Raw genomic sequence first — 16,937 nt, 5'->3', positions numbered from 1 at the left:
CTCTCCTCGTATATCTTTAATTTATTCTGGAAAAAAAGAAGAGATTTCTCCACCTTTATGGTATCCTCTCCAAGTTATTTCTTTACCGTCAACACCCGCCCCTTCTCTCGAAAGAACTCCATCACTGGTTTTTAATTTAGCGTCATTAGCTGCTTCAATTCCACGGTTAATAAATTCCTTATCACTTATAATTTTAGGATCATAAATGTTGTTTGTGAATACTTTATTTCCATACTCTCCTGTAGGGGTGCCATCCATATTTAACTTAGGCATATTGTATTCTACTGTTTTTACACCTAGAATTTTTGAAGGTGATTCACTGACTATTTTTAATATTGTTTTTAAAGAACTCTTCACTGTTGTGTGCTCCATCAATACCTCTCCCTCTCCCTCTCCTTCTTGGAACAGAGGGATCTATATTTTTAATATGATTTTCTAATTTAGGAGTCGCTTTAAACTTTCAAGTGATTTAATGGTGAATGTTTTTGATACTTTTTACCTATTATGGACATTAAAAAAGCTTATGCAGGTTATACATAAGCTTTTTTACTCATGATTAGATATTTTTCAAATGCTACACCTTAATGCAAGTCTTAAAAAGATTAAATATAATAGTCAGGATTTTCATCCATTTTAATTAAAAATTCTTCTAAAGAATCCGCTATTTTCTCATCTTCAGAGTAAGTAGGACATTGACCTAATTCATTTTCCTCTTTAAATTTAATTGTTAAAAAGTTAAGTTCTGTTACTTCAAAAAACACTAATGAATCATCATCTAGGTTTGGATTATATTCATAAATATCTTGCCTTAAACGGAAATCTGCAACTGAAATCGGGTCCATAAATCTGTTGAAAAACGTTCTTGTATCAGACTTAAAAAAACCACAACCTATTTCTTGATAAAAGCGTTTCAGTTCTTTTGGAAGTTCCATTTGTAATAAGCTTTCTGCCTCATCTATCTCATCTTGATATATAGGATAGAAAATAGGTTTTTGTTTAGAACGGACACTTCTGTCTGCTACAACATATTCTTTTAAAAAATTAAACATAATTTTTAATACCCCCTATTAAAGAAGGGTTATTTTTAACGCTTCCTCAAGCATTGTATTAAAATCATTATATGTGTTCATTACCGTACCAGATGGTTTATCAAGTTCTAAATAAGTACCGTCTGATAAGCTCTTACAAAACCACGCAATATTTGAATCGCCAAAGAAAAGATACTCTTTTTGAAATTCATTTTCATACCAAATCTCATTGGTTTCTATAAGCCCGCAAATTGATTCGTCCCTTTCTGTATCTAACAAATAAGAGTCAACTCCATAAAGTACTAGCCCGTTAAAATCTAATCCATTTACAGTTTTAAGAAACTCCTCATATTCACTCGGTAGGTCAACATTATAACTCTCTTTCATGCGTTCTCTTAATTTCTGAACTTCACTATCTGTTGCTGGTGTATTCAGTTTATCATTAAAACTTTTCTCTATTTTTTCAATTTCTAAAACCATATTTTTCCACATATAAATTTCACCATTGCTTCAGCTTGAATCAGTTCAAAAATTTCTTTTTCATTTCCCTCATAATTGTTTAACATTCTTAGAATTTTTAAATCCTTTACATCCATGTCACTAACTCCTATCAATTATTTTAGGACTTTCTTTTACATGTTTGCTTCTGAATCCCATACCTCGATAAATTCAAAACCTTTTAAATCACTTTCTAACACTGTATTTCTAAATTCATCTGATACAAAAACGGAAGGAATATGTAATATTTCATTTAAGTAAACTTTAAATATTGTTTGGTTCTTAACCATATTAGGTAAGAATGCGTATTTTTTGAAATCTATTACTAAGCCAGAACGTAGTTTCTTTAGTATAGCTTTCTCATAGTTAATAGCATCTAGTGCATTTAAAACGTTAATTATATAATACACTTCTCCCGTCACATCATGAATTAGGGGAAGAAATTCTACATTATCACCAAGTATAGACTCTAAAAATTTTTTAGCTTTCCCACTAACCATTGGCGTACCAACTTCTCCCCAAAAATGAGGCAAATCACTTTGATTTCCTTCTTCTACACATTTAATACGTATTTCTCCCCATGAATCAGATGCTTTTACTGCCGAGTCAATTTTCCCTTCAAAATACTTTTTAGAATCTTCTTCTAAGTTCAATAGTTGAAAGGATTCATAGTCATCAAATGAACTCTTTAATTCCCAAATTTTCATTTTTACTCTCCTTTGTTATTTTTCTATTATAAGATTACTCTTTCTTCGGTTTATTTAATTTTAATTCACCATTCAATAAACGTTCTCTTATATCATGTAAGGCGTCAACAGCATCTTCTTGAGTACCGCCCCGTTTCTTAACAAGACTTAATACTCTCTCTACTTCAAGTATATACTCTGAACTATGCTTTCCTATGTGTAAGACTTCAGTAGTCACGTATTTATTAACTTTATAAGGTAAAAATACTCCATTAGCCGCCGAATCATGGTCTATCCCAAATTCCTTTAATAATTTTTGTGCCTTTTCTGCCCTACTATCATTCCAAGGTGTTAGATGATGTGCTGCATTAGAATATGGGGGTGGTTCAATCCCTGCATCCTTAAGTTCTTCACGTAATATTTTAGATGCTGTATACGAATCAGGATACTCATTTTTCACTTCAACTCTATCAAGAACTTTATCCGCATAATCTTTTATTACTTCTTGTACACCTTTAACTCTACTTCTTCCACCAGTTTCAGAAAACATAAATGTATCACGGGCTTCTTGTAAAACTTCAAATGTTTTTATCTGATTGCTACCAAAGCCACTAGTACCTGCGAATGCAAATCGTTCTTTCAATGGTAAATGATTCGAAACAGACGAAATACCTTCTGAGAATTTTGTTAGATTTGCAGTAGTTGCTACCTTCGATACTTTACTTAATCCTTTATCACCAATAAGTCCTAATCCAACTTGTGTTAAAGCATAACTTCCCCATTTAGCACGACTTTCAGCATCTCCATTTATTACATCATTAATAAATGAATCTGACAATGCATTATACATCGTACTAAGGGTATCAATAGGGTGCAAAGCAGCGTTCCCCATGTTTTCCCACGTTTCCCAATCTCCTAAAGCTTTTATTCCGTCTATTGTATCGCTAACTGCTTGTCCCGTACCATCTACAATACCGTCCCATATTTTTTCACCAGTAGATTTTTCTGGTAGCTTACCACACATTTCACCTTCTTCAATTGAATTGGCAGCTTGTCGTGCCCTCTCTTCTGTAATCGCTTGAATTGAAGTTGTCCATTCCATATTCAACCCTTGCATACTAAATGTACCACTTGCAGGACTAAACCCTTTCCCACTTTGGACTTCCGCAAGACCTGCAGCAATACTCGCTGCTAATTGAATTGCTGTACTATAATTATTACTAGAGGTCTGATTGAATTGATACAAATGATCCAGCTTTTCTTGCAGTTTTTTCCTCATAACAATAAAAAGATTTACCATGGCATCCATACCCGGCATTGGCATAGCTTGATTGACAGCTTCCATACTTGTTTTCATTCGGTCAATTTCCCGAATTTGTTCTAATATCTCGTGTTCAATTACATCTGCCTGAGCTACCTGTGATTGAAAGTCACTTGGAAAAGCATCATTTTGACGGATTAATTCTTCACACAAATAAATGATTCCTTGTGCCAAAGGTCGAAAGGTTTGTACAAAAAATGCTTTTGCACTACTATATGTTTGCCCTTGTAAAACAGTATCAACTGCAAAAGCGTCAATCGACTGAATGGCTTGTTCCATACCTTGAATAGTAGCGGTACATACAGCATTCATGCTTTGAGTTTGGCTTCGTACCTCTCCCAAATACATATTTAAACTCATGCATTGACCTCCCTTGTTAATTGTTGTTGTTGATAGGAAAGGGCGTTTTCTAAATCATTAAGGTCTCGTCTTTCTTTAAGCAACGTTTCTTTTTTGTTTTCCAATTCAAATGTGACTTTTCGTTCAATATGTTGTGCATCTTGATACGTATTCATAAAAAACTGGGACATTTCTCTATCACCATGCCAAGTTCCTAAAATTCGATCAAACAAACGACGATTTCGACTTCTACATTCATAAAAATCTGCTTCCGCTTGTTCTTGAGCTTGAATCGCAGATTGATTTCGGTCTTGTTCTTCAAATACACTTCGTAACTTTTGATTTACTTGATTAATTTGTTTTTCAATATCTTGACTCATCTTTTTCCTCCTACTATTTTACTTTACGTAGGTTGTCACATTAGCGAAAAGTATTGTGAAGTTCGTTATCCATTCTCTCAAATTCATTAGATACCGAATGAATATTATCAACCGCTTGTTGAAAGGCAGCGGAAAATTGTTTCGTCAAGTCTAATATTTGTTGATTCGCTTCTTGTGCTTTGAAGTTAACAGATAATGTTGTACGCGTCGCCTTTGTTATAGAACGAGTTGTTACACTTTGAATCCTATCAGAGGCTGATTCCATTTTCGTAGCAATTTGCGTTGCTGTTTGTAAATTACTTTGAAATTGTCCCATTCTTTCAAACCCTTTCTATAAGTTTTCCAAACGCATCAAAGAAATCTCATAAAATATATATCCCTATCAATATCACTCGCTCTAGGCATGCAATCAAATGAGCCATACAATATAAGCTGTATGGCTCATTTGAAATGCTTGTTATATAGAGTATGACAATTTTTATTTCAAACCGAAATTACGTGATAATTCTTCATCATGAGAAGCAACAGCTTCTGCAGTTTTATTCAGCTGCATATTAATTTCTTGTAATAGCTGTGCAAAGTTTTGTACTTTTGGCTTTAATTCATTGAACTGTTGATCAAAACCTTCGAAAGCACGACCTTCCCATTCTCCTCTTAATTCATTTTGCAAGTTTTGTAGTTGACTTAAAATGTCCTCAATTTGATTTGCACCTTGTCCATATTGAGCCGCTTTTGATTTAAGCTCCTCTGGTGACATACGAATTTGTCCAGCCATTTTCATTTCCCCTTTAATACATAATAAGCAAAATATATTTTGGTTAATTTTACTAAATAGATTATAATGTATTATTTTGAACTTTTAAACACTTTATCTTTCTATTGAATATTAGAATATTAATATTCTACTTTTTCTTGCTTTACAAGATTTTATGCAAAAAAGACCACCAAAAGGCAGTCCCTCAAAACTCAATCCCATCCCTGAACTGACCCCATAAAGTTAGACAGGTCGTTTCATTAGGCAGCCTTTAGGGCATGAGTTCGATATTGTACCGGACTCATGCCTTTTAGTTTTGCCTTAATTCTTTTGTGATTATAATAATCGATATATTTTTCAAATTCTTGTTTAAAGTGTTCTATGCTTTCAAAATCTTTTAGATAAAGAAATTCAGTTTTCATAATACCAAAGAAACTTTCAATAACCGCATTATCGTAACAGTTCCCTTTACGAGATATACTTTGCGTAATCTTGCGTTCCTTTAGGGCGTGACGATACTTCTTCATTTGATAATGCCAGCCTTGATCAGAGTGAATAAGGAGTTCGTCTTCTTCTGTCAATTGTTGAAAAGACTTCTCCAACATCTTCGATACAAGTGAATAGGTTGGTCTTGAATCAATTGTATAAGCGATTATCTCTCCATTAAATAGATCTAACATCGGTGATAAGTAGAGCTTCTCGCCACATAATTTAAATTCTGTTATGTCTGTAACCCATTTTTCGTTCGGCTTTTCAGCTTTAAAATTACGTTCTAAAATATTTGGCGCAATCTTACCTACTTGTCCTTTATACGAGCGATATTTTTTCATACGAACTAGACTCTTTAAACCTAACTCTTTCATAATTCGTTGAACTTTTTTATGGTTGATTTTGTGTCCTTGGTTCATTAACTCATCGCGAATACGGCGATATCCATAACGACCTTGGTGTTCATCGTAAATGTTTTGAATTAAGGATCTTTAGCTCTTTATCTTTATCTGGTCGATTAGAATTCTGTATCCAGTAATAATATGTACTTCGTGGGAGTTCTGCTAATTTTAAAAGTGCCTGCACCGGAAATGCTTTCCTTAGTTCATAGATTACTTGCGCCTTATCTTGTTTGGTGATTTTTCCTTGTTTTGAACTAAGGCATTCAACTTTTTTAAATAAGCATTCTCCATACGCAAACGCTCCAATTCAGCTTGTAATGTTTCTACTGACTCTTCTGTTTGTGTTTGTTTCTTAATTGATTTTTGATTGTCCTTAGTCATAGATTGACGCCCCTTTTTCTTCGATTTAAGGGCGTCTACTCCTTTTTGATGTAGCTGAATACGCCATTTTCTAATAAGTCCAGGTGAAGAAATATTAAAAATGACTGCCGTTTCGTTTGGAGACGTCCCATTTTCGAACATATAATTTAGTACGTCTAGTTTATACTGTGCAGAATACGTTGTATAGCCTTTTTCAAAGGCCCGGATTCCATGATATTCAAATTGTTTTATCCACATGCGAACCACTTCGTGATTCGCTCCCAATGATTTCGCAATATCTTTTATACTCTCACTTCCATCTTGATAATGTATTACTGCATTCATTTTGTCTTCTGAAGTAAATTTAGTCATAAAAAAACTACACCTCCAATTGTTAGACTGTGTCTAACAATTGGGGTGCAGTTTTTTTATTGTTTCTTGCAAGTAAATTATTTATATTCCTGTCTATATAATTTAAACGAATAAATAGCTCCAATAAAAAATACAAAAGCTTCAAATAATATAAAGATTTGACGGAAATTCTCAATATCTTTACCAACTAAAGAAATAAATATAGCATTCATTAGAATTTGAGTAGTAAACATACGAGAAGTAATTTTTAAATAAATAGCATTTGTGCTTTCATCTGGTTTACCAATTTTTTTGTAAATAATAATAAGTGCAATTACTGAACCCAAAAATAGAAGTGCTGTAATTCCTACAACGATATTGAAATTGCCTGTACTTTCTAACATCCATTTATTTAATAGATCAATCATTATTATCTTCCTTTCCTACATAAGAGAATATTTCGTCCTTCTTTTTCACTATAATAAAAAAAGAAAAAGGAAAACATCGAACTTTCTTACAAACATTCGTGTATTCTTACAGTTTTGTCATTTTGTAAATGTATTCATCGCCTTGCCTTTCACTATTTTCTTTAGAAAACATAGTGAATTACGAGAAAGAGCGCTACAAGATCAACTTCCAAGGAGTAGTGCACTAAAACTCTTAATTAATGCAATTAGTTTGTTTTAAAGTAGTAAGTGGACAATACTTCTTAGTTGTAGAAAGTATCGAGATCCCTGTGCCAATTCCAGCGTTTGCTGCAGCTCTATTAATTGGTTTAGGAATAATCCTGCTTTGTTCTTAATTTAAGGAACTCCAAACAGCCCTACCTTTCAATTGATAAACCCTCAAGTGTATGAATGCTTGGAGGTTTCTTATAAAAAAAAGACGCCATAAGGCGCCCCCACAATTGGGTAGATAAGACTTTAGTTTTCCAATCTAAAGAAGTTTTGTATCAGCTCTTTGAGAGTATATCATAATATTCGGTTCATTTATTATGTATTTTTACATACCTATAAAAATCCCTCTATTTTCCACTTAATAAAATGAATTACCAATATTAATAAGATTCAAATAAAATTTTCTACAAATTCAAAACATTTACAAAATAAGAAAAGTGATATATTTAAGGTGCAAGTTATAAAAAATATTAAGGGGGATTTATTATGTTCAAGAAATTAGTAGTTGGAGCATTAGCAACTGGTATTAGCTTAATTGTTAGTGCATTTGGAACACCGTTTAATAATAGGATGCAGGTGTTAGCCATGTTACATAGTAAATTCGTTGAAGATTCGGTTCTGGTGCAAAAATGTTAGTTGAAAACATAGAATAGCAATTTTCTCTTCATTTCTATCTTATGAAGCTAAGCCAAACCATTTAGGAATAAATTCTTTCTGATTTTGGACAGACTTGTCCGGTAAAACAAGTTGCCCGTTTTTTATCATATGCATAGATTCGACACCACTCAATATAGAGATTGCTGTTTTAAATGACTTGAATCTCTACAGGATAGGCAGGGTTCTTATCTACTGTTATCACACGAGGTTTAGAAACATGCGAAAAAGCCAAGGCTTTCTTGAAAAAGCGCTTGACTGCTGGTTTATCTCTTGATTTACTTAGATAAAAATCAATTGTATTACCCTCTGAATCAACTGCACAATATAACTATATCCATTGACCTTTTACTTTTCTTTCAACTTAGGTCTTATATCTTTCTGTAACGTTTGTGAGGGATTTAAGTGTCAATTCTTTGTACGATAAATTTCAATGTTAAAATCCGCTTTTTTCTTTTTTCTTTTTTCTTTTCTTCAGACCCTCTTATTGATTCTTCTAAACACTTCAATAATACGTCTTCACTTTTGCATCGAATAGCTTCATAAATTTTAGGTCCAATGTTCTCAGGCAATTGCCTAACTGCAACATAGAATCCACTAAACAACATTTCTAATTCACTTGCTGTAAACTCATACTTCTTTAACTCGCCTTCCGATTTGCGTACAGATTCATTCACCAGAGCATTCTGTGTTATATCTAACAAACATATTAAATAATCGTATAAACTTGCATTTTCTTATATATATTCAATAACTTGCAAACGTTCATTAGGAAATCTTCTCAACGCTTCCATTTTTATCTGTCTATAACTCGGAGTGTGCTCATGAATATCTGTTAAAAACTCTTCAGTGCTCATAACTCTTCCCCCTACATACTCATGTTATATATTTTAACATGTATAACTCGTCAGAAATAGAAACATTTATTTAGAATGCTAACGGATAACCATTTTTAATTTAATCCCATAGATGAGGTCTTTTTAAACCTAAAGCCCTCATATCTCTTAATAATTGCCCTGTATGTACGGCTTCATGATACGCCATTCTCATTAACATATCTCCAAGGTTTCTAGTATATCCTACATCTGAGCGATCTATTTTTATATTTTCAAGATCTTCCTCATTTAATCCCATTATAAAATCTAAGAAATTTTTTCGATAAGGTTTTGCAAAATCAACCTCATCTTGAATGGTTGTAAAATCGCGTGTATTAAAAGGATTTGGTTCATCATCGCTATAGGGCAAACTTTTTCTAGTCTTTAAAATTTCAAGATATAAATATTCAGCTTCTAAAACATGCCGTACTTGTTCTAATATAGTCATTGAAGATGAATCAGCCCTATGAAATAAAACCTCACTGGGAATAGAACTCCATAAATTTAAACTTCTCCGGCGTACTTCATTAGAATTCATAATTATTAGTTCAATTTTGTTCATAAAATAACTCCCTTTACACTTAACTAATTACAATGCTGTATCATTTTGAATCTTATCTAATCTTTTTCTATCAAATAAACCAAGACTTACACCTACGATTGATGATACTATCGCGAAAGCACCTGCAACTAAGAAGATTGACAAAACATTTATTGACTCAGCCAAAAAGCCAGCTATCATAGCACTAAAAGGTAAAGCTAAAAATGCTACCATTCTAGTAGAACTGATAACTCTTCCGAGCAACTTGCTAGGTACAGTCTCTTGTCGCAATGTAAACCAATTAATAGCTAATAAAGTAACTGATCCTTTAATAAAAATTTGACAGAATACTAAAATTACTAAGCTGAATTGAGAGAAGTACAGGAGCATCTGGGCAAGTCCTATAACAATCCCTGAATAAATAATAACATTTCCTCTTGGAATATGTTTAAATTTACTTGCAAAATAAACAGCCAAAATTGGTCCAATTGCCTGTAATGAAAAAATTAATCCAATATTTATAGGACTCAAGCCTAGATAATCTTTCAAGTAATACATAAAAAGAGATTCTACAGCTCCAAATCCTATATTAATACCAAAAATAACTAGAGAACCAACTAAGATAATTTTCGTTCCAAAGACATATCTTAGTCCTTCAACAATAGGTTTTACTAATTCAGGGCGTTTCTTCTCTTCTTCAGCAAAATCTCTAAATTTTAAAAATAAAAATATTGTTCCTGATAAAAAGAAGGCCACACTTGTTATTAATAAAACATTCGAATTCCCAAAAAGCGCTATTGCAATCCCCGCTACGGCAGGTCCCAAGAATGTGATAATCGTTTCGCTTAGTCTAAAGAATGAGTTACCTTGAATAAGATCCTCTTTAGATAAGATTTCAGGAACTGCAGATTCAAAACTAGGATGATGAAAAGCTGCTAAAGCAGATAAGGTAAAAGCGGCAATATATATAACTATTATGCTGTTATAACCACTTAAAAAAAGTATAGGAACTACGAGTACAAAAAGCGCTGAAGCATAGTCTCCTATTATCATTATCTTCTTTTTAGACATTTGGTCTGCTAATGCCCCACCTATTAAACTAAAAATAACTTGGGCTCCAAGCTCTAATGCTAGTACGAAGGCCATTTTACTTGGAGAATGGGTTAAATCATAAACAATTAATGGAATTGCTATAGTGAAGAACCACATTCCTAATTTACTTATTGTCATCCCAGAAAAAAGTATTACATAATTCTTATTTAAAAAAACTTTAGGTAGCATATCAAATCACTTCACTTCACTTTTAACTTCACTTCACTTTTAACTACTTGACCACAGAGAGGACAATCTAACATTTTTTCCCACGAAGAAACAGTATTAGTTTCTAGGGTTAAAAAGTCCACTTCCATAACTTTCCCTAAAGAAATAGGTTGTGCAATCTGCGTTAAAATTTTTAATGCTTCATTAACAATTGTTCCAGCTACAATAGCTACGTTTGGACTTATAGCAGCATTGTTTCTAGTAAACTCCATGTTATTCATAGCTTCTAATTGCTCGTCTTGTTTATCGTTTAATTGTCTTGCATAATTAATGTGACATTGTACACAACCTGTCTTAGAAGGAATCATAGAAAAGAATCTACCACGAGTATTTAATACTCCACCATAAACCATTGGCAGATTACATTTAACCACACCTTCGTTTACCCAGTTTGCAATATGTAATGTTGGCTTATCTGCAACACATATCACAAGCTCAGTTCCTTCAATATGTTCAATCACATCTTGAGGTGACTCTATTTTCTTATTTATAATTTGAAGATCCACATTAGGGTTGAATTGGGATATTCGCTTTTTAGCCATTTCAACCTTACTATTCCCTATATCTGATTCCGAATAAAGCAACTGTCTATTAAAATTACTTAATTCAATATTATCAAAGTCCAGAGCTTTTATATTATGAAATCCTAATGCTGCCAAATGATACAGTACTTGTGTTCCAAGTCCTCCTACACCAAGAAGTGCAATAGGCGTTTCTAAAATCTTTTCTTGAATTTTATATTTATCTTCTCCGAATTTCGTGAATAGTGAAAAATAATTTATATTCGCTTTATATCTTTCTAAGGTGTAATCATTGAGTTCTGGTACAATTGAATTATCTTCTAAATAACCTTCATTTCCTAAAACTTTTATAGCCTCAATAATTTCATTTGAACTAATATCAGGAAATTCTTTTTGTACTTCTTGAACGATGTTTGGAATGTTTCTCTGGCCATCTAATTTATTTATTAGAAATGAGATGCTACCAGTAGGGTCTGGAATTATACCTGCTAAACCTTCTTCTTCACCAATTTGAATTTCTTTATTTAGGAAAAAATAAGGGATAGTTTCTTTAAATTTTGGTTTCATTTTATAACATCTCCTTAATTAATTGATTAATTAAAAAATTAAGAAGAACCGGAAATCCGGTTCTTCTTAATGACTTAACCTGGTACATTAGTAAGTGCATTAGCAGCAACTACTTTTTTAGAAGCTTTTTTTACTTTAACGATCATATGTAATCACCTCCTACATTTGATAAATCTAGCATAACACACAAAAAAGAGAAATTACATAATAGTCTGATAGTTTCAGGTTGAGAAACTTTTTTTTGAAAATTATAGAAATAACTATTTTTAGTAGTTTATTCACCTGTAAAAAATCAATCCATAAGCAAGTTTAAGTCTTGATAGGTTAAGTTTCCATTTGAATGTAATAATTTCCCCTGTTTAAAGGTGCTGCTTATCTTATCAAGGTTTGTTAGAATATTCCTAAAAGCTGAAGATCCAAGACTCACTCTCTCAATTTTTAGTGTCTTTATGTTTTGCATGGAATTTAAGTTTTCACTTTGAAGCAAATTTATAGGTAACTCTATATTTTCTCTAAGTACTTTTATTGTCTCAATATCCTTAACTCCAGGAATAAAAATACAATCTGCTCCGGATTTTTTATATTCTTCTGCACGAACGATTACATCCTTAATACGATCTTTTAAATCGCCAATATCTAGCCAAAAACTATCAATTCTTGCATTTATGAAAAGATGAGGCGAATAAGCTTTAATAAAGTCTAAAATGACCTTTTGCTCATTAATTTCTCTTAAATACGTACCTCTCCCATCCTCTATATTTATACCTACCACTTCAAATTTTTCTAACTCATTTAATATTTTTCGTAAATCAAAAATATTAGCGGCATATCCTCCTTCAATATCAGCTGAAACAGGAAGTTTGATATTTTTCGAGATATTACTAATGGAATTTAACATTAACTCTAAAGGAATCTTCTCGCCATCTGGATAACCTAAGGTTGCTGCGATACCAGCACTAGTAGTCCCAATCGCTTGAAAATCGTTTCTCTCAAAAATCTTAGCACTTGATGCATCCCATGCATTTGGAAGCATTAATGGATTGTTTTGATCATGTAACGTTCGAAATAACTTAATTTTCTCTTTAAATTCCAATTTAAACACCCTTTAGTAAATTATTTTTTTAGTTTTACACTTGACTTTTTTTGCACCTACTAGTTATGTTGTTTTACATAACGGATTAAATTAGATCTTGCAGAAAGGATAGGTGTGAGTATATGAAAATTGCGATAGTAGGTTTAGGACCAAGAGGTATATCAGTATTTGAAAGAATAGTCTCTAATATTTTATCTGAATTAAAATCAGAATCTTATGAAATTTCCTTGGTTGATCCACATCCTCCAGGTGGAGCTGTATGGAGAACAGACCAGTCACCTCAACTTTTAATGAATACAGTGGCTTCGCAAATAACTTTATTTACTGATGATAGCGTCCAGTGTCGGGGTCCTATCGTTAATGGGCCTAGTCTATTAGAATGGGCAAATGAATTAAGGGATAAAATTGACACTTTGGATATGCCCACCGTTATTACAGAAGAAATTTATTCCTTAGAACCTAACTCTTACCCTACAAGAGCTCTATACGGCTATTATCTTAAAGATTCATTTAATACTATTCTTGAAGAATTACCCTCAAATATTAAGATTAACTTAATTCAAGACACATTAATTAATCTCTATCCGAACAATGAAGATTATACTTTATTTCTTAATAAGTCTTTAACACCAATTAAAGCTGAAAAGGTTATCTTTACAACTGGGCACTCAGATCAGAAATTAACTTCAGCTGAAGAACATTTCTTTGAGTTTGCTAATAGTAACAACCTAAATTACTTCCCACCATCCAATCCAGCAGATGTTAATTTAGATTCAATAGAACCTAAAACTCCCGTAATAATAAGGGGATTAGGCCTTAATTTTTTTGATTACATGTCACTTTTAACAAGTGGGAGAGATGGAAAGTTTGAAGAAATTAATGACAAATTAAATTACATTCCCTCTGGTAAAGAACCTTTATTAATTGCAGGTTCTAGGCGAGGCTTACCTTATCACTCTAGGGGACAAAATCAAAAAGGTTCTTCAGAAAGACATATCCCACTATTTCTAAAAAATGAAGTTATCGAGCAGTTAAAACATAAAAATAACCTAAGCTTTAAAAAAGAGATATGGCCTTTCGTAAAATTGGAAGTTGAAAGTATCTATTATACAACTTTAATTCGCAATCTCTATGGAATAGAAAAATCTTGTCAGTTCCTTTACGAGTTTGTTAATTGTGCCATAGAATACCATAAGGATCTTTTAATCAACTTTGGAGTAAAATCAGAACTATTTTTTGATTGGCACAAAATTAGTTGTCCTTATGGTGATAAAAAATTTAATTCAATAACAGACTTTCATAATTGGTTAGATACTTACTTACATAATGATATTAACGAAGCAAACCTGGGTAATAAAAACAGTCCACTAAAAGCCGCATTAGATGTTTTAAGGGATATCCGAAACGAAATAAGAATACTTGTTGATCATGGAGGAATAAATGCTGAATCTTATAAAGAAGAGTTACGCAATTGGTATACACCTTTAAACGCATTTCTTTCAATTGGCCCTCCTGTTCAAAGAATCAAAGAATTGAGGGCATTAATAAGAGCCGGAATTTTAGTTTTAGTTGGACCTGAAGCAACTGTAGCTACTTCACCTATAAATAAAGATTTTAAAATTAGCTCTAACCGTGTTAAGGATTCGATATTTCATGCAAAGAACCTAATTGATGCTAGACTACCCTCAGTTAATATAAATCAAAGTAAAAATATTTTAATCTCAAATATGTTAAAAGCAGGTCTAGCCTCAGAATTTAAGATTGCAACGAACAATAATTATATTTTTGAAAGTGGAGGTTTAGCAGTGACTCCCCCCCCAAATAGATTAATAGATAAAAACGGTAAAGTTAATCCTAATTTATACTCCTTTGGAATTCCAACAGAAGGCGTTCATTGGGTAACTGCTGCGGGAGCGCGACCAGGGGTTAATTCTGTAACACTCCTTGAATCCGATTCAATTGCAAGAGATGTTCTAGGCTGCAATATTACAATTAATAATGTGTATAAGCAGACCATTAGCTGAGGAATTATTCCTCAGCTAATGGTCTTAAATTGGTTTTATGTATAACTCAACCACTTGTTATAAACATCATCAACAAACTTTTCACTCAACCCTGTGTATGATTCTGGATTAGTAAGGGAATTTATCTCTTCATCGCTAAAATACTTCTTAATTTCATTGTCTTCTAATAAAATATCTTTTAAATCTTTGTCTTCTTCAAAAGCTCTCATTGTTAATTCGTACAATAAATCATGGGCAGTAGTTCTACCAATTATCTTCCCCAATTCTAACATTACGTTCTCAGATACTATTAAACCTTTGGTAAGAAAAAGATTCTTTTTCATTTGTTCTTCATTTACTATTAAGTTTGTTAAGACATTTTTAAGTTGTTCTAATGCGCCGCTTAAAGTTATGCAAATTTCCGAAATATAAGACCATTCAGATTGCCAAAATGTAACATCTCTTTCGTGTTTCTGAATCATACTGTCAATAGCTAAAGTTGATTTTCTATTGACTATTTTAGTTAATCCCACAATATAAGAGCAAGTCATAGGATTTCTTTTATGCGGCATAGTGCTACTTCCTACTTTACCAGAATGGTACCCCTCTTCTACTTCTCTAATCTCTGTTCCTTGAAGGCTTATTATTTCTTCTGCAACTTTAGCTGTAGTTGCTCCAATCATATTTAAAATCATGCTAAATTCTGCAAATCGGTCTCTAGACGTGTGCCAAGATACTAAGGGTTCAATTAGGTTTAAATTTTTTACATACTCTTTTCTAACAGCTAACCCTTGCGCTCCTAATGAAGCTAAAGTACCAACTGCACCTCCCAGTTGCCCCACTAAATATCGGTCTGCACCTTGTTGTAACCTTTCTAAGTGACGACCAAGTTCATCTGACCATATAGATATCTTATATCCAAAAGTAATCGGTAAGGCATGCTGACCTAACGTTCTGCCTGGCATTACTGTTGACTTATATTGCTGGCTTAATCTCAAACATATCTTTAATATTTCTTGAGTTTGATTATAAATAAGTTCATGAGCACCTTTAATTTGCAGGGTAAGTCCCGTGTCAATTATATCTTGTGTTGTTGCTCCCCAATGAATGTACTTACGTGATTCTTCATCACATAAACTCTCGAACTCATGTAGGAATGCTACAAAGGGGTGTCCAGTTTTTTTCATTCCTTCTCTAATCTTATTAAAATCAAGTTTATTTTGGTCAGCTGCATTTGCAATATTAGTCGCTGCATTTTGAGGTATAATACCTAATTTAGCTTCAGCTTTTGCTAAGGCAACTTCTGAATTAAGCCACAATTGTATTAAATTCTCGTCTGAAAAATTTGTTCTCATTTGTTTTGTACCAAACTGGTCCTTAAAGATTTCAGAATCAATTGGTGTCGAATTCATTAGTATCACCTTTCTTTTTCATTAATTTAAGATAAAATATCTACTATTGATATTAGCATATTAATGTAAGTAATTTGTCTTAAAATTGATTTTATATATTTTTGAAACCTAAAATGAAAAGGAATACGGGAACAAAAGAACAAAAAAACACAACAGATAAAAGATTCTTTTCGTAACAAACGAAGGGATCTTTTATCTGTTGTAAGAACCATGGGTTCCCAAGAATCCTTCACCTATCATTTATTCATTTCCTGTTCCCAATTATCAACTTAAATATCCGCTACTCCCTGTTCCAATGGCTACACATCTCCTTTTGTTACTGTAGCTTGTTCATATAACGTGTTTAACGATGTTATTCCCCATAAAGAAAAAGATAATCCACTTAAAATTGTAATCTCGATGACAGTTTTCCCCTTACCTTATATAACGTAGAAAGCTGAAAAAGTACTTGTTATATTGTTATTATTCCTTCATACTCGTCTCTACATAGTCTAAATTCAATTCATTAAATTCTTCTAATGTATCTAACGCTCTAACGTATTCTATGGGGGTATTTCTTTCTTTGTTGGATAATAGCTTGTTGTATTTTCCCATCTGTTTGCAATTTTTCGACAGCAATGTCTCATACGATATGAAAAACTCTACTAGGGTGTCTTTTACCCAATAT

General features: G+C 32.6%; 20 protein-coding genes and 4 pseudogenes. 4 read left to right on the top strand and 20 right to left on the bottom strand.

The window, feature by feature from the left end; genetic code table 11:
- Positions 1–21: 21 nt before the first annotated feature.
- From NZ044_RS04965 to NZ044_RS04910, 12 genes and pseudogenes are all read right to left on the bottom strand, one after another.
- Entirely contained in the window at positions 22–372 is a 351-nt protein-coding gene (locus NZ044_RS04965; RefSeq protein ID WP_001999206.1) for a CdiA family toxin C-terminal domain-containing protein, read from the bottom strand.
- Between the two features lie 230 nt (positions 373–602).
- Entirely contained in the window at positions 603–1,049 is a 447-nt protein-coding gene (locus tag NZ044_RS04960; protein WP_000481679.1) for an SMI1/KNR4 family protein, read from the bottom strand.
- Positions 1,050–1,067: 18 nt separating this feature from the next.
- Entirely contained in the window at positions 1,068–1,520 is a 453-nt protein-coding gene (locus tag NZ044_RS04955; protein ID WP_000265805.1) for a YrhA family protein, read from the bottom strand.
- Positions 1,499–1,624, bottom strand: a complete 126-nt coding sequence (locus tag NZ044_RS04950; RefSeq protein ID WP_000382634.1) for a hypothetical protein — start codon at positions 1,622–1,624, stop codon at positions 1,499–1,501. Before NZ044_RS04950 ends, NZ044_RS04955 begins: the two co-directional genes overlap by 22 nt.
- Positions 1,625–1,660: 36 nt before the next feature.
- Positions 1,661–2,233, bottom strand: coding sequence for an imm11 family protein (locus NZ044_RS04945; protein ID WP_000707085.1), 573 nt, complete (start codon positions 2,231–2,233; stop codon positions 1,661–1,663).
- 34 nt (positions 2,234–2,267) lie between these two features.
- Positions 2,268–3,893 (bottom strand): AHH domain-containing protein, encoded by a 1,626-nt coding sequence (locus tag NZ044_RS04940; RefSeq protein ID WP_086413384.1) that lies wholly within the window; start codon positions 3,891–3,893, stop codon positions 2,268–2,270.
- A complete protein-coding gene (locus NZ044_RS04935; RefSeq protein WP_000076127.1) occupies positions 3,890–4,252 on the bottom strand; it encodes a DUF3958 family protein in 363 nt (120 codons plus the stop codon). The genes NZ044_RS04940 and NZ044_RS04935 overlap by 4 nt, the downstream gene beginning before the upstream one ends.
- A 40-nt stretch (positions 4,253–4,292) precedes the next feature.
- Positions 4,293–4,568 carry a TIGR04197 family type VII secretion effector gene (locus NZ044_RS04930; RefSeq protein WP_086413383.1) on the bottom strand — a complete coding sequence of 92 codons (276 nt, stop codon included), beginning with the start codon at positions 4,566–4,568 and terminating at the stop codon, positions 4,293–4,295.
- A 162-nt stretch (positions 4,569–4,730) separates the two neighbouring features.
- Complete coding sequence (locus NZ044_RS04925; RefSeq protein ID WP_086413382.1) at positions 4,731–5,027, bottom strand: WXG100 family type VII secretion target; 297 nt, start codon at positions 5,025–5,027, stop codon at positions 4,731–4,733.
- 111 nt (positions 5,028–5,138) lie between these two features.
- A pseudogene (locus tag NZ044_RS04920) lies at positions 5,139–5,240 on the bottom strand (ornithine cyclodeaminase); the annotation flags it as partial.
- A gap of 26 nt (positions 5,241–5,266) precedes the next feature.
- Positions 5,267–6,628 (bottom strand): annotated as a pseudogene (locus NZ044_RS04915) (IS3 family transposase).
- 77 nt (positions 6,629–6,705) lie between these two features.
- Positions 6,706–7,035 (bottom strand): hypothetical protein, encoded by a 330-nt coding sequence (locus NZ044_RS04910; RefSeq protein WP_000566275.1) that lies wholly within the window; start codon positions 7,033–7,035, stop codon positions 6,706–6,708.
- A gap of 139 nt (positions 7,036–7,174) precedes the next feature.
- Here NZ044_RS04910 and NZ044_RS30800 point away from each other — a divergent pair.
- The 3 genes and pseudogenes from NZ044_RS30800 to NZ044_RS04900 all read left to right on the top strand — a co-directional run.
- A pseudogene (locus NZ044_RS30800) lies at positions 7,175–7,291 on the top strand (transposase); the annotation flags it as partial.
- Positions 7,275–7,409, top strand: coding sequence for a hypothetical protein (locus tag NZ044_RS04905; RefSeq protein WP_001177699.1), 135 nt, complete (start codon positions 7,275–7,277; stop codon positions 7,407–7,409). The pseudogene NZ044_RS30800 and the gene NZ044_RS04905, both read left to right, overlap by 17 nt.
- Positions 7,410–7,770: 361 nt before the next feature.
- Positions 7,771–7,920, top strand: a complete 150-nt coding sequence (locus NZ044_RS04900) for a hypothetical protein (protein ID WP_000473828.1) — start codon at positions 7,771–7,773, stop codon at positions 7,918–7,920.
- A gap of 39 nt (positions 7,921–7,959) precedes the next feature.
- Here NZ044_RS04900 and NZ044_RS04895 read toward each other — a convergent pair.
- The 6 genes and pseudogenes from NZ044_RS04895 to NZ044_RS04870 form a co-directional block, all read right to left on the bottom strand.
- Positions 7,960–8,293, bottom strand: a pseudogene (locus NZ044_RS04895) (DDE-type integrase/transposase/recombinase); the annotation flags it as partial.
- A gap of 46 nt (positions 8,294–8,339) precedes the next feature.
- Positions 8,340–8,642 carry a hypothetical protein gene (locus NZ044_RS04890; RefSeq protein ID WP_002082978.1) on the bottom strand — a complete coding sequence of 101 codons (303 nt, stop codon included), beginning with the start codon at positions 8,640–8,642 and terminating at the stop codon, positions 8,340–8,342.
- A 253-nt stretch (positions 8,643–8,895) separates the two neighbouring features.
- Positions 8,896–9,375 carry a DinB family protein gene (locus tag NZ044_RS04885; RefSeq protein WP_001033111.1) on the bottom strand — a complete coding sequence of 160 codons (480 nt, stop codon included), beginning with the start codon at positions 9,373–9,375 and terminating at the stop codon, positions 8,896–8,898.
- Positions 9,376–9,402: 27 nt separating this feature from the next.
- Complete coding sequence (locus NZ044_RS04880) at positions 9,403–10,635, bottom strand: MFS transporter (RefSeq protein ID WP_000937089.1); 1,233 nt, start codon at positions 10,633–10,635, stop codon at positions 9,403–9,405.
- An 11-nt stretch (positions 10,636–10,646) separates the two neighbouring features.
- A complete protein-coding gene (locus NZ044_RS04875) occupies positions 10,647–11,762 on the bottom strand; it encodes a HesA/MoeB/ThiF family protein (protein ID WP_000802789.1) in 1,116 nt (371 codons plus the stop codon).
- 292 nt (positions 11,763–12,054) lie between these two features.
- Positions 12,055–12,864 carry an isocitrate lyase/PEP mutase family protein gene (locus NZ044_RS04870; RefSeq protein WP_253262804.1) on the bottom strand — a complete coding sequence of 270 codons (810 nt, stop codon included), beginning with the start codon at positions 12,862–12,864 and terminating at the stop codon, positions 12,055–12,057.
- Positions 12,865–12,977: 113 nt separating this feature from the next.
- Here NZ044_RS04870 and NZ044_RS04865 point away from each other — a divergent pair, with 113 nt between their 5' ends.
- Positions 12,978–14,879 carry an FAD/NAD(P)-binding protein gene (locus NZ044_RS04865; RefSeq protein ID WP_000684560.1) on the top strand — a complete coding sequence of 634 codons (1,902 nt, stop codon included), beginning with the start codon at positions 12,978–12,980 and terminating at the stop codon, positions 14,877–14,879.
- Positions 14,880–14,914: 35 nt separating this feature from the next.
- Here NZ044_RS04865 and purB read toward each other — a convergent pair whose 3' ends face one another.
- Complete coding sequence (purB, locus tag NZ044_RS04860) at positions 14,915–16,270, bottom strand: adenylosuccinate lyase (protein WP_001089379.1); 1,356 nt, start codon at positions 16,268–16,270, stop codon at positions 14,915–14,917.
- Between the two features lie 462 nt (positions 16,271–16,732).
- On the bottom strand, positions 16,733–16,864 hold the full coding sequence (locus NZ044_RS04855; protein ID WP_003281298.1) for a hypothetical protein: 132 nt from the start codon (positions 16,862–16,864) through the stop codon (positions 16,733–16,735).
- Positions 16,865–16,937: the final 73 nt, after the last annotated feature.

Source organism: Bacillus sp. FSL K6-1338, from assembly GCF_038006965.1.
Classification (GTDB): Bacteria; Bacillota; Bacilli; order Bacillales; family Bacillaceae_G; genus Bacillus_A; species Bacillus_A thuringiensis_S.
Note: the sequence above shows the minus strand (reverse complement) of the source record. Positions and strands in the feature narration are given on the sequence as shown.